Annotated in this window: 12 protein-coding genes; 9 read left to right on the top strand and 3 right to left on the bottom strand. The window is 68.0% G+C overall.

Annotated features, from left to right (window positions below):
* Nucleotides 1-29: 29 nt before the first annotated feature.
* A complete protein-coding gene (locus BKA25_RS18810) occupies nt 30-506 on the bottom strand; it encodes a DUF3093 domain-containing protein (RefSeq protein WP_069853428.1) in 477 nt (158 codons plus the stop codon).
* A 90-nt stretch (nt 507-596) separates the two neighbouring features.
* On the opposite strand from BKA25_RS18810, the gene dut reads away from it, so the two are divergent.
* From dut to BKA25_RS18790, 4 genes are all read left to right on the top strand, one after another.
* On the top strand, nt 597-1,100 hold the full coding sequence (gene dut, locus BKA25_RS18805) for a dUTP diphosphatase (protein WP_069847915.1): 504 nt from the start codon (nt 597-599) through the stop codon (nt 1,098-1,100).
* A gap of 3 nt (nt 1,101-1,103) precedes the next feature.
* Nucleotides 1,104-1,796, top strand: a complete 693-nt coding sequence (locus BKA25_RS18800; protein ID WP_069847917.1) for a DUF3710 domain-containing protein — start codon at nt 1,104-1,106, stop codon at nt 1,794-1,796.
* Nucleotides 1,797-1,918: 122 nt separating this feature from the next.
* Entirely contained in the window at nt 1,919-2,299 is a 381-nt protein-coding gene (locus BKA25_RS18795; RefSeq protein ID WP_069847919.1) for an OB-fold nucleic acid binding domain-containing protein, read from the top strand.
* A gap of 65 nt (nt 2,300-2,364) precedes the next feature.
* Entirely contained in the window at nt 2,365-3,075 is a 711-nt protein-coding gene (locus BKA25_RS18790; protein WP_375791890.1) for a DUF3159 domain-containing protein, read from the top strand.
* 41 nt (nt 3,076-3,116) lie between these two features.
* On the opposite strand, the gene BKA25_RS18785 is transcribed toward BKA25_RS18790, so the two are convergent.
* Nucleotides 3,117-3,794 (bottom strand): potassium channel family protein, encoded by a 678-nt coding sequence (locus BKA25_RS18785; RefSeq protein ID WP_069847923.1) that lies wholly within the window; start codon nt 3,792-3,794, stop codon nt 3,117-3,119.
* Nucleotides 3,794-4,459 (bottom strand): potassium channel family protein, encoded by a 666-nt coding sequence (locus BKA25_RS18780; RefSeq protein WP_069847925.1) that lies wholly within the window; start codon nt 4,457-4,459, stop codon nt 3,794-3,796. Before BKA25_RS18780 ends, BKA25_RS18785 begins: the two co-directional genes overlap by 1 nt.
* A gap of 358 nt (nt 4,460-4,817) precedes the next feature.
* On the opposite strand from BKA25_RS18780, the gene BKA25_RS18775 reads away from it, so the two are divergent.
* From BKA25_RS18775 to BKA25_RS18755, 5 genes are all read left to right on the top strand, one after another.
* Nucleotides 4,818-6,833: an APC family permease gene (locus tag BKA25_RS18775; protein ID WP_069847929.1), complete on the top strand. Its 2,016-nt coding sequence runs from the start codon at nt 4,818-4,820 to the stop codon at nt 6,831-6,833.
* Nucleotides 6,830-8,182: a class I SAM-dependent RNA methyltransferase gene (locus tag BKA25_RS18770; protein ID WP_157421002.1), complete on the top strand. Its 1,353-nt coding sequence runs from the start codon at nt 6,830-6,832 to the stop codon at nt 8,180-8,182. The genes BKA25_RS18775 and BKA25_RS18770 overlap by 4 nt, the downstream gene beginning before the upstream one ends.
* Before the next feature lie 636 nt (nt 8,183-8,818).
* Entirely contained in the window at nt 8,819-10,834 is a 2,016-nt protein-coding gene (gene dxs, locus BKA25_RS18765) for a 1-deoxy-D-xylulose-5-phosphate synthase (RefSeq protein WP_069853429.1), read from the top strand.
* 197 nt (nt 10,835-11,031) lie between these two features.
* Nucleotides 11,032-11,757: a response regulator transcription factor gene (locus BKA25_RS18760; RefSeq protein WP_069847932.1), complete on the top strand. Its 726-nt coding sequence runs from the start codon at nt 11,032-11,034 to the stop codon at nt 11,755-11,757.
* On the top strand, nt 11,754-12,890 hold the full coding sequence (locus BKA25_RS18755; RefSeq protein ID WP_236750567.1) for a sensor histidine kinase: 1,137 nt from the start codon (nt 11,754-11,756) through the stop codon (nt 12,888-12,890). Before BKA25_RS18760 ends, BKA25_RS18755 begins: the two co-directional genes overlap by 4 nt.
* The last annotated feature ends 145 nt before the right edge of the window (nt 12,891-13,035 follow it).

Raw genomic sequence — 13,035 nt, 5'->3', positions numbered from 1 at the left:
CAGGACTCCGGTGCCGTATTCGTCCGCGCTTAGGATCCTTCTGCGACAGCGGCGAGTTCGCCCGCCTTCGCTTTCAAGATCGATTCCTTCAATCGCTCCGGATCGCGCACGCTGAACAACCAGTAAGGCGTCGGATCATCAGGGTCGGTCAGTTCCATCCACAACATCGGGCCCACCCAGGGCCGGTGTACGACGAAGGCGGCCGGGTCGAGCTCGGGACCCAGCGCCTTGCGCTTCTGGTCGGAGGTGACGACCTCGACCTCGCCGACGAACCGCAGCGGCAGATGTGCTTTCCCGACGTGGATCTCGTCGCTGCTCAAGCGGACGCGGACCCGGCCGAGCCACACCATGCCGAGCACGGCCAGCGGCATCAAGACCACATAGGGCAGCCAGGCCCGGAGACCGGGATTGCCCATGTGGACCTGCATGGCCATCAGTCCCGCGCCCAGCAGCGGTAGCGGCCAGGCCCACCAGCTCACTCGCAGGCGCTCCTGGAAGATCGGCATCACACTGTCGGTGCGGTCGCGTGTCGCCGCGACCTCGGAGGGGGCCGTACCCGCGCTGTCGGTCACGTGGTCAGAGTAGTCTCGCCGCTCGTGGCAGCCGTCGAGGTGTTGTTGGCCCGACTCGATCCGAGCGTGCCCGTTCCCCAATACGCACAACCCGGCGATGCCGGGGTCGATCTGGTCACGACCAGCGATGTGTTCTTGGCGCCGGGTGAGCGGACCGTGGTCGGTACCGGAGTCTCCATTGCCCTGCCCGTGGGTTTCGTCGGGTTGGTTCATCCCCGATCTGGATTGGCCGCTCGTGTCGGACTCAGCGTGGTCAACTCTCCTGGCACCATTGACTCCGGGTATCGAGGTGAGATCAGGGTGTGCCTGATCAACCACGACCTGCGTGATCCGATCGAGCTCGACAGGCTTGATCGGATCGCCCAGCTGGTGGTGCAGCGGGTGGAGCATGCGGTGTTCCGCGAGGTGGCCGACGTCACCGAGCTACCGGTCTCGGAGCGAGGTGCCGGTGGCTACGGCTCCACCGGGGGACATGCACTACTTGAGGTGTCGGGGCCGGGAGGCGCCCGCGACGAGACGGAGGTTTGACACATGTTCGGTTGGGGCCGCCGTCGAGAGTCCAGGCAGAGCGACGTCGACGAGGAGATCGGCTCGGAGGACGAGTCCGAGAAGTGGGGGCCCTTCGACGAGAAGCCTCCCGCAGGCGATTCACTCAGCAGACTGGACCTGGGCTCCGTTCAGATCCCGGTGCCGAGTGGGGCGAAGATCCAGCTCGAACTCGATCCGGCGGGCCCGGTGCGGGCCGTGCACATGGTGACCGGCCTGGGCAGGCTGACGGTGAGTGCGTTCGCCGCACCCCGCAGCGGCGGGCTCTGGGCCGACGTGAAGAACGAGCTGGCCGAGCAGTTGGGCAAGGACGGCACCCGGGTTCGCAAGGAGCAGGGCGAGTGGTCCACCGAACTTCTCGCGGCCTCGCCCAAGGTGACGATGCGGTTCATCGGTGTCGACGGACCACGGTGGTTGTTGCGAGGGGTCGCCGCAGGCCCGAACGATCACGCTCCGGAGTTGGCGCGGGTGCTGTATGACGTCGTTCGTGACACCGTCGTGGTTCGTGGACCGAACCCGATGCCGGTGCGGACCCCGCTGCCGATCACGCTTCCCGAGCGCCTCGCCCAGCACCTCGAGCAGGCCAAGGCGCAGCAGCAACAGGCGGCAGGCGGTCAGCAGACCCAGATCAGCCAACAGCAGATGGGGATCGCCCAGCGTCGCCAGGCAGGCCGCTGACCGCACTCGATAGTGGTGTTATCTGCGCGGATGTGTCAGGTTGGTTTTTCGATAGCCGGACCCTGGTTACGCTGAGAAGTGGATCGGGCCGCCGGTCTGCTTCCACTGGACTGGAGCGTGTGATGACTGCCGGTCGAGGCGAGGGCTACTGGCGTCGGCTGGTTCGGCGGTTCACCTCCGACGACGAGCAGTTGGACGCCGACGAGCTCTCCCGCCGCGCGGAGGAGTCCGGGTGCCGTAAGGCCAGCGAATGCTGTTCCGGTGAACGGGCCGCCGTCCTCGGCAGGCTGCGGTCGGTGGCCCTGCATCCGAGCACGGCCACACCCACCCTGGAGGCGGAGCTGTTCGACGGGACCGAGGGCGTGACGCTGATCTGGCTGGGTCGTCGTCGCATTCCGGGGATCGAACCGGGCCGCCATCTGCGGGCCTGGGGTCGGATCTCGGAGCGGGATGGGCACAAGGTCCTGTACAACCCCTACTACGAGTTGCAGACGAGCGGATGACCGAACTCGGAACTCAGACAACCCACGGTGACGACGACCACGGATCACCCCGGAGGCACGTGAACATCCCGAACGACAACAACGCGGATGACGGCGAGGCCCGCACGCCCACGATGCTCGAACAGATGGGCGGGATGTCGGGGCTGGTGTCCTCGGTCATCCCGATCATCGTCTTCGTGGTCGTCAACTCCGTCACCAGCCTGACGCCCGCGATCTGGTCGGCGATGGGCGCGGCCGTGGCCATCGCCGTCTGGCGGATCGTCCGCAAGGAGACCTTGCAACCTGCGGTGTCGGGCGTGCTGGGCGTGGCGTTGTGCGCCTTCATCGCCTACCGCACAGGTGAGGCCCGTGGCTTCTTCCTGTTCGGCATCTGGGCCAGTCTCGTCTACGGCGGCGCGTTCTTGATCTCGCTGCTGGTGCGGTGGCCGTTGGTGGGCGTGGTCTGGTCCGCTCTCAACGGCTCCGGCTTCGCCTGGCGCAAGGTCCCCAGGGCCCGCGTGCCCTATGACATCGCCACCGTGGTCTGGACGGTCTTCTTCATCGCGCGGTATGTCGTGCAGAGTCAGCTCTACGACGCGGACGAGACGGGCTGGCTCGGTATCGCCCGCATCGCGATGGGCACCCCGCTGACCGCGGTCGCCGTGCTGGTCACCATCTGGGCAGTGCGTCGCTCCGGCCGGATCCTCGAGGAGATCGAGGCCCAGCAGCAGCCCACGAATGCCACGGAGCCCGCGACGACGGGTGAGACGGGCCGTCTCGACGACTCGGAGAAGTAGTCCGGTGGCCGAGCCGATGTCGAGGCTGCGGCCACCGGGGATCAGGTTCGCGGATCGGATCCGGTGATGCAGAGCGCTTCCTGGATCTGATCCTCAACCTCCACCGTCGCCACGAAGAGCATCTCGTCACCGGCTTCCAACGGATCGTCCGGGCGCGGCGCGATCACCCGTGGACCGCGCAGTATCGCGACCAACGCCGCATCCGAGGGCAGCCGCAGGGTGCGTACGGGTTTGCCTGCCAGCGGTGTGTCCGAGGGCAGCGTCACCTCGACGAGATTGGCCTGACCGGCTTGCAGAGTGAGCAGACGGACCAGGTCGCCGACGCTCACCGCCTCCTCCACCATCGCCGCCATGATGCGCGGGGTGGACACCGCTCGGTCCACGCCCCATCCTGCGTCGAACAACCATTCGTTACGCGGATCGTTGACCCGGGCCACGACGCGCCGGACGGCGAATTCGGTCTTGGCCAGCAGAGAGACGACCAGGTTGACCTTGTCGTCCCCGGTCGCGGCGATCACCACCTGATAGTCCTGAAGCCGGGCCTCCTCCAGGGAGGCCAGTTCGCAGGCGTCGGCGACCACCCAACTCGCCTGTTCCAATCCGGCCCGCAGCACATTGGCCGGATTCCGTTCGATCAGCAGTACCTCGTGACCTGCATCGACGAGTTCTGCCGCGGTGGAGCGGCCGACAGCTCCGGCTCCCGCGATGGCTACCCGCATCAGTCGCTCTCCTCGGGAGGTGTGCTGGCGGCCTGAGCGACCTCGGTGACCGTGCCGGACAGAGCCGCGACGTAGACCTGGTCCTCCGCCTGGATGACGGTTCTGCCATCGGGCAGGACTCCGGTGCCGAACCGCATGACGAACGCGACCCTGGCGTGGGTGGCGTCCTCCAGATCGACGATCCGTCTCCCGACCCAGCCCTCGTGCAGCGGCAGCGCCACCACGGCGACGGTTCCGGATGGATCCCGCCAGGCGGTGGCTATTCCGTCGGGTAGCAGCATCCGCAGGAATCGGTCGGTGGTCCACGGCACCACGGCGACGGTGGGGATGCCGAGGCGTTCGAAGACCTCGGCCCGTTTCGGGTCGTAGATGCGGGCCACCACGTGCTCGACGCCGAAGGTCTCCTTGGCGATGCGGGCCGAGATGATGTTGGAGTTGTCTCCGCTGGAGACTGCGGCGAAGGCACTCGCGCGGTCCACACCCGCCTCGATGAGCGCGTCTCTGTCGAAGCCGTATCCGACGACGCGGTCGCCGCCGAATCCGCTGCCCAGCCTCCGGAACGACTGGCCGTCTCTATCGATCACCGCGATCGTGTGACCCATCCGGTCCAGGGCGGTGGCCAACGAGGCTCCCACCCGACCACAACCCATGATCACGACATGCACGGCCGTCCCCTTCTCGTTCGGTCGGACCGAACGCTACCGCCGGTCCAGGGGTGAACCCAGCCCAATGCCACCGAGTCGATCGACCGAACAGTCGAGCGGTGGGAGGTGATCGGTCGGGCCGATCGGTCGATTCCCGCGTGCTCCGCCGCAGAGCCGACCTCGGGTGTCCGGGTGGCTACGGTGCGTCCGTGCAGGATGCGGCGAGCAGTCGACTTGATCGGTCCAGCGGAGTCGGCCGTGAATCGGAGGTGAAGTCGGTCGACCCTTCGGCGCCGCAGGGGCATCCGTCGGGCGCATCGCGATGCCGTCACAGCGCTCGGTTGGTCCATCTCAGTGAAATTCGGCCTACGCTCGGTCGGTGCCCAAGCTCGTGACTGCGGCGAAACGGTTCCTGCTAGGACGCCCGTTCCGCAGCGACCGCATCTCTCGAACCCTGCTGCCGAAGCGGATCGCACTGCCCGTCTTCTCATCCGACCCGATGTCCAGCGTGGCGTACGCGCCGGAGGAGATCCTCCTCATGCTGTCGGTGGCCGGGCTGTCCGCCTACGCCTTCACGCCCTGGGTCGGCTTGGCCGTCGTGATCGTGATGACCGCGGTGATCGCGAGCAGCAGGCAGAACATCTACGCCTATCCGTCCGGGGGCGGCGACTACCGGGTGACCGCCGTCAACCACGGCAGGCGGTGGGGGCTGGTCGTCGCCAGCGCGCTGATGGTCGACTACATCCTCACCGTCGCGGTCTCCATCTCGGCGGCGGCGGCCAACATCGGTTCCGCCGTCCCGTTCGTCGCGGAGAACAAGGTCGCCTTCGCGGTCGTGGCGATCGTGGTCCTCGCGGCACTGAACCTGCGAGGAATTCGAGAGACCGGAATCCTGTTCGCGATCCCCAGCTATGCCTTCGTGGTCGGCATGCTGAGCATGGTCGCCTTCGGCTTCTACCGCGTCTTCATCCGAGGCGAGGAGATCCCTGCGGAGAGCGCGGGCTTCGATCTCGCCGAACCTGCCGAGCCGCTGTCCGCCATCGCGATGCTCTTGATCGTCCTGCGGGCCTTCTCCTCGGGTAGCGCGGCCCTCACCGGCGTCGAGGCCATCAGCAACGGTGTGCCCGCCTTCCGTAAGCCCAAGGCCCACAACGCGGCGCGAACCCTGGTGGCGATGGGAGTGCTCTCGGTCAGCATGTTCGCCGGACTGCTGATGCTCGCCCAGCTCACCGGCGTCAAGGTCGCGGAGAACCCCGACACGCAGCTCCTGGGTGCGCCGGAGGGCTACCAACAGCGCACGATGGTCGCCCAGATCGCCGATGCAGTGTTCGACGGTGTCCCGCTGGCCTTCTACTTCCTGCTGGCCGTCACCGGACTCATCCTCGCCATCGCCGCGAACACCGCGTTCAACGGTTTCCCCGTCCTCGGGTCGATCCTCGCGCAGGACCGCTACCTGCCGAGGCAGTTGCACACCCGAGGCGATCGGCTTGCCTACAGCAACGGGATCATCTTCCTCGCCGCAGCGGCGATCCTGCTGGTCATCGCCTTCGGCGCCGAGGTGACCGATTTGATCCATTTGTACATCGTCGGGGTCTTCGTCGCATTCGTCCTGAGTCAGAGCGGCATGTTGATGCATTGGCGAAACCTGCTGCGTACCGAGAAGGACCCGGTCGTGCGGCGGCGGATGCGTCGGGCGCAGGTGGTGAACATGGTCGGGTTGGTCACCACCGCGATCGTGCTGGTCGTCGTGGTCGTCACCAAGTTCTTCAGAGGAGCCTGGATCGCAATCGCGGCGATGGCGGTGCTCTACCTGTTGATGACGGGTATTCGTCGGCATTACGACCGCGTGGCCACCGAGTTGGCCGAACACGAGGGCGACACCGTGCTGCCCTCGCGCAACCACGCGATCGTCCTGGTCTCGCAGCTGCACCGCCCCACACTGCGCGCGCTGGCCTATGCCCGGGCGACCCGCCCCGACGTGCTGGAGGCGGTTACCGTCAACGTCGACGAGGCCAATACCCTCGTGGTGACCCGTCGTTGGCAAGAGGAGAACTTCCAGGTGCCACTGAAGGTCATCGAGTCGCCCTATCGGGAGATCACCAAACCAGTGCTCGACTATGTGACAAGAATTCGTACCGACAACCCTCGAAACGTCGTGACCGTGTTCATCCCCGAATACGTCGTCGGACACTGGTGGGAGAACCTGCTGCACAATCAGAGTGCGTTGCGGCTGAAAGGCCGATTGCTGTTCGAGCCGGGAGTCATGGTCACCAGTGTTCCGTGGCAACTCGCCTCCTCCCAGCGCGTCGCAGGCCGGGCAGGCTCCGCACCGGGACGGGCTCGGCGCGGTTTGGACATCTCAGAGGCCGAGCACGATCGTCGGGAGCGCGGATGACCCTCTCTGCTGAATCCCCATCTTCGCGGCCATCCGCCGCCTCTCCCTCGTCGACATCGACGCAGGTAGCGGGCGAGCGCGCCGCGAAGGTCGACTGGACCGGCCAGCGTTTCGAGGTGGAGGTCGGGAACCCCGGCCACGGCGGGTTCTGCGTGGCGCGTCACGAGGGGCGGGTGGTGTTCGTCCGGCACGCTCTTCCCGGCGAGAAGGTCATCGTGACCGTCACCGAGGACAACGGCGGCAGTTTCTGCCGTGCCGATGCGGTCGAGGTGCTCCAGCCCTCGCCTGCCCGGGTCGAACCGCCCTGCACCGCCGCCCGACCGGGCGGTTGCGGCGGCTGTGACTGGCAGCACGTCGACCCGGCCGCACAGCGCCTGTTGAAGGCGCAGGTGGTCGAGGAGCAACTGCGCCGCATCGCAGGCCTGGAGTGGCCGGTGGTCGTCGAGGAACTGCCCGGCGGAGCGCTGGGCTGGCGGAGTCGGGTCCGGTTGGCGATCGACGACCGAGGTCGGCCGGGACTGCGAGCGCACCGCAGCCATCGGATCGTGCCCCTGGAGTCCTGTCCGATCGCGGTGCCCGGTTCCCTCGACGAGGTATTGAACCGGCGCTGGCGAGCGCGATCGGAGCTGGAGGTCACCACCGACTCGACGGGGACCCTGCATCTGAGCGAGCCGAGCCCCGGTTCGCCCGGTCGGCGCGCACCCGCACGGCAGATCACCGGTGGCACGGCCGTCCAACACGCTGCAGGCCGGGAGTGGCGTGTCGCGGCGCACGGTTTCTGGCAGGTGCACCCCGAGGCCGCCGACGCCTTCGCAGCCGTGATCGCCGAGTGGTCCCAGGCGCCCGTGGGAGGCATCGCCTGGGACCTGTACGGCGGGGCAGGCCTCTTCGCATCGGTGCTGGCCGAGCAGGTGGGCCCGACCGGAGCGGTGGAGGTGGTCGAATCGTCCCGACGTGCGGTCCGGGATGGAATCCAGGTGCTCGCCGATCAGCCGCAGGTGCGGTTCCACTCCGGCCGGGTCGAGGTGCTGCTGGCGGGCCCCGAACTGGCCGGTTCGAACGGGGCCGCGGCCGCCAGGGGAGAGCACGGCATCGCGGTCGGGCCCGATGTGGTGGTTCTCGATCCGCCGCGCAAGGGGGCGGGCCGGGCGGTCGTCGAGGCCGTGACCGCTGCGGCTCCGGGACGGGTGATCCTGGTCGCCTGTGACCCGGCCGCGATGGCGAGGGACGTCGGACTGTTCGCCGAGGCCGGGTATCGCCTACAGCGGATCCGGGCTTTCGACGCCTTCCCGATGACGCACCACGTGGAGTGCATCGCGCTCCTCGAACCGATCGCGAAGGAATCCTGAACCAGCCTGTTCCAAGGATCGAGGACACGGTCGGTACCGGAGGCCGATGACGGGGCCGCCTGCGGCCGCCTCTCGTGAGCCATCCGCTGGGGGATGGGTGCGGGGCGGCGGCGCAGGCGATCCAGCCGTCGGCCCGGCCGCTCACGTCGAGCGGGCCGGGCTCGCTCACGTCGATCGACTGCGGTCGGCAGCTTCGCATGGACACGCATCGACGCGCCGCACCGAGCCGCCGCGCGCGGGCCAGGGCACGACTACAGCGGCCCCGGAGTCACCCGTCTGTCGTCATGCGTCGCCGCCACGGGTCGCCAGACCCTGCCTCGGCGGCTGCGCCCGGCCGCCGAGCATGCCGAGCGGCGGCCTCGCTTACCCCGTGTCGAGTGTTCGTTGCGGACATGCGAAGACACTCGGAGTATCGGATGATCGGGAGCCACAACCCGAACGGGGCAACCCGGGCGGGGAATCGAACGTCTTCATCTGACGACGGAGCGCGTTTCGACGAGCCCAATGGGTGAGTAGCCGTCGAAGCCGGGATGGTTACCGGTCCGTAGACTATCCCGCGCCGCATGGTCACATCGCGGACCTACAAGACACGGCGGCCCGGTACGTGGGCAGTCGGTATCGAAGCGAGGTGGAGTGGTGACACTGCTGGAGTCCGTGCATGGCCCGGCCGACCTCAAGCGAATGGAACTCGGGGAGCTGGAGCAGCTTGCCGAGGAGATTCGGTCGTTCCTGGTGACCAAGGTGTCGCGCACCGGCGGTCATCTCGGACCGAACCTCGGCGTGATCGAGCTGACGATGGCAGTGCACCGGGTCTTCGACTCGCCGCACGACAAGATCGTCTTCGATACCGGACACCAGGCCTACGTGCACAAGATCCTCACGGGAAGACAGGCGGGCTTCGATCGCCTTCGGCTCCGTGACGGACTGTCCGGCTATCCGTCGAGGGCGGAGAGCGAGCACGACCTCGTCGAGAACAGCCACGCCTCCACCGCGTTGTCCTACGCCGATGGCCTGGCCAAGGCGTTCCAGCTCAGCGGGGCCCGCAGGCACGCGGTCGCCGTGGTCGGCGACGGAGCGCTCACCGGCGGGATGTGCTGGGAGGCGTTGAACAACATCGCCGCCGGGCAACGTCGTTCGCTGGTCATCGTCGTCAACGACAACGGCCGCTCCTACTCGCCGACGATCGGTGGCTTCGCCGAGCACCTGTCCTCGCTGCGTCTGCGCCCCGGCTACGAGCGCGCGCTGGAGAGCGGCCGCCGTACCCTGCAGAGCATCCCGATGGTGGGTGGTCCGCTGTACGCCGGACTGCATGCCGCCAAGCGTGGCCTCAAGGACGCGATCAGTCCGCAGGTGATGTTCGAGGACCTGGGTCTGAAGTACCTCGGACCCGTGGACGGGCATGACCTCGGCGCGATGGACGCGGCACTGCGCCGAGCCAAGGCATTCGGCGGTCCGGTGATCGTGCACGCCGTCACCCGCAAGGGCAACGGGTTCGCGCCCGCCGAGAACGATGAAGCCGACCAGATGCACTCCACCGGCGCGATCGACCCCGTGACGGGTCAGCCGACCAGCGCCTCCTCGGGCACCAGTTGGACCTCGGTGTTCGCCGACGAGTTGGTGCACATCGGCAAGGAACGCCAGGACGTCGTCGCCATCACGGCGGCCATGCTCGGCCCGACGGGTCTCGACCGATTCGCGGCGGCCTACCCACAGCGGTGCTTCGACGTGGGGATCGCGGAGCAGCACGCACTGACCTCGGCGGCGGGCCTGGCCATGGGCGGCCTGCACCCGGTGGTCGCCGTGTACGCGACCTTCCTCAACCGTGCATTCGACCAGTTGTTGATGGACGTGGCCCTGCACCGGCAGCCCGTCACGGTGGTCCTGGATCGCGCCGGGGTGACGGGCACGGACGGGGCCAGCCACAACGGCATGTGGGACATGTCGATGCTCGGCATGGTGCCCGGCATCCGCGTCGCCGCCCCGCGCGATGCGGTGACGTTGCGCGAGGAGCTGCGCGAGGCCGTCGACGTCACCGACGGCCCGACCGTGATCCGGTACTCCAAGGGCGCGGTCGTCGACGAGCTGCCCGCCGTGCGGCGTATCGGCACGGTCGACGTACTGCACGAACCGTCCGACGAGGCGCGGGCGGCCGAGGACGCCGAGACCGACAGCACGGTCGACGAGGCTGCCGAGGCCGAAGCCGCGGCGACCGAGGCGGCGGTCGTCGAGCGGCGGGATGTCCTGCTGGTCGCGGTGGGCGCGTTCGCACCGATGTGTGTCGAGGTGGCCCGCCGCTTGGCGGACCAGGGAATCGGCGTCACGGTGGTCGACCCTCGATGGGTGACCCCGGTGGCCGCAGAACTCGTCGAGCTGTCCCGGGACCACCGGCTGGTGGTCACCGTCGAGGACGGCGGCAGGCACGGCGGCATCGGCTGGTCGTTGGCAGCGGCACTGCGGGACGCCGATCTCGATGTCCCGCTGCGCGATATCGGCATTCCCCAGCGGTTCCTCGACCACGGTTCTCGGTCGGAGGTGTTGGCCGAGTTGGGGCTGACGGCACAGGACATCGCCCGCCGGATCACCGAGTGGGCCGCCGACCGTATCGGCGAACCGGCGCCCGCCGTCTCCTCCGTCGTGGCGAGGGAGCTCTAGACATCGAAAGTCCCAATGCCCGGCCTCCGCTGACCACACCCGAGGCCCGGGTGTCCGCTGCTCGGGTGCCGTCGGTCGTCGTCGCAGGTCATGTGCCTGCTTCGGCGGCCGTATCGGCGGTTGTCCCTCGGTGGACCAGCCGACTCGCTCGACGGGTTGGACAGTTTTCTCTCAGGTTCGTATGGCACGGTTGAGTCGTGCGGATTCTGGTCGTTGAGGATGAGCAGCCACTGGCCGATGCGATCGCCAGGGGACTGCGAAGAGAAGGCATGGCGGTCGACACGGCGTACGACGGGGAGTCGGGCCACGAGAAGGCCGCGATCACCAGATATGACGTCGTGGTGCTCGACCGTGATCTGCCCGGAATGTCGGGTGATTCGCTGTGCCGCGAGATCCTGCAGTCCGGGGCCATCACGCGCGTGATGATGCTGACGGCGAGCGGCGCGGTGGAGGACCGGGTCGAAGGGCTGTCCTTAGGTGCCGACGACTACCTCGCGAAGCCCTTCGCGTTCGCCGAGCTGGTCGCGAGGATCAGAGCCCTGGGTCGTCGCTCGACGCCTGCCGCTCCGCCGGTGCTGGTCGCCGAGGACCTCCGATTGGACCCGTCCTCCCGTAACGTCTCGCGCTCCGATCGGCAGATCGAACTGACGCGCAAGGAGTTCGGCGTCCTGGAGGTGTTGCTGTCGGCCGGTGGCTCCGTGGTCAGCAGCGAGGAACTCCTCGAGCGGGTGTGGGACGAGAACGCCGACCCGTTCACCACCACGGTCCGTGTCACGGTCATGACCTTGCGTAAGAAGCTCGGTGACCCCGGGGTGATCGAGACGGTGGTGGGCTCGGGATACCGCGTTCCGACCGCTGCCGCCGCCGTGGAGAAGGCCGACGGGCCCGACACGACGGCGGGACCGGGATTCACCACGCGGTGATCGGCTCCGTCCGTCGCCGGGGGCTCGGGCTGCGCGCACGAATCACCCTGTTGGCCACCGGGCTCGTCGCGGCCGTCAGCTGCATTCTCCTGTGGCTGGGCTGGTTGTTGGTCGGCGAGGTCCTGACCGAGGTACCGCAGTACCCGCCGGGAAACCTGATTCGAGTCAACGGAGTCGACGTCGAGGCGGCTCAACTCGCCGACGCGCTTCGGGACAACGCGCGGGAGCAGGTGCTCGAGGTCGGTGCCATTGCTTTCCTGTGCGTCGTGTTGGCCGTTCTGACGCTGTCCTGGTCCATCACCGGTCGGGTGCTGGCGCCGCTGCATCGGGTCACCGCCACCGCCCGCAGGCTCTCTGCGGAGTCGCTCGGTGAGCGCATCGACTTCGAGGGGGCTCGGGACGAGGTCGCCGAACTCGCCGACACCTTCGACGAGATGTTGGCCCGGCTGGAGGCGGCCTTCGACTCGCAGCGCCGATTCGTGGCCAACGCGAGCCACGAGCTGCGCACCCCGCTGGCGGTGATCAGAACCGAACTCGACGTCACGTTGGCCGATCCTGATGCCGACGTCGCCGAACTGCGCAGAATGGCCGCCGTGGTCCAGGACGCCACCCGCCGCGCGGCACAGCTGGTGGAGGCACTGCTGCTGTTGGCCAAGACCGATGCCGTCGGCCTCGCCGTGCGAGAACCGGTCGATCTCGCGGTGGTGGTCGAGAGCGCCTGGCGGTCGGCTCGCACCGAGGCGGCCTCGCGGGGACTCGACGTCACGATGCACACCGAACCGGTGTTGGTGATGGGCGATCCGGCCCTGCTGGAGCGGGTCGCGGGCAACCTGTTGGAGAACGCGGTCCGCCACAACGTCGACGAGGGCTGGATCAGGGTGCACGCGGACAGCGACGCGGAGAATGCCCGACTCACCGTCGCGGCATCCGGACCGGTGATTCCCGCAGAACGGGTCGCCGAGCTGTTGGAGCCGTTCAGCAGGGGCGGCACCGGACGGACCGCTCAATCCGGAGCGGGGTTGGGTCTGTCGATCGTGCGGGCGGCCGTGGCCGCGCACGGCGGACGGGTCATGGTCGAGCCCGTTCCCAACGGGGGGATGTCGGTGGGTGTATCGCTTCCCGTCGCCCCTTGATCATCACGGAGAGTCCTGTCGCATTCGCTCGACATGATGGAAACCGTTGGCGAATGGGGAGTTGTAGTGCGCTGAGTGTCGGTAGCCACCGATGACCTTGATCGGTGATCGCGTGATCGTTCCGATCGCGCACCCGACAGCCGCG

This window comes from Actinoalloteichus hymeniacidonis (genome assembly GCF_014203365.1).
Taxonomy (GTDB): Bacteria; Actinomycetota; Actinomycetes; order Mycobacteriales; family Pseudonocardiaceae; genus Actinoalloteichus_A; species Actinoalloteichus_A hymeniacidonis.
Note: the sequence above shows the minus strand (reverse complement) of the source record. Positions and strands in the feature narration are given on the sequence as shown.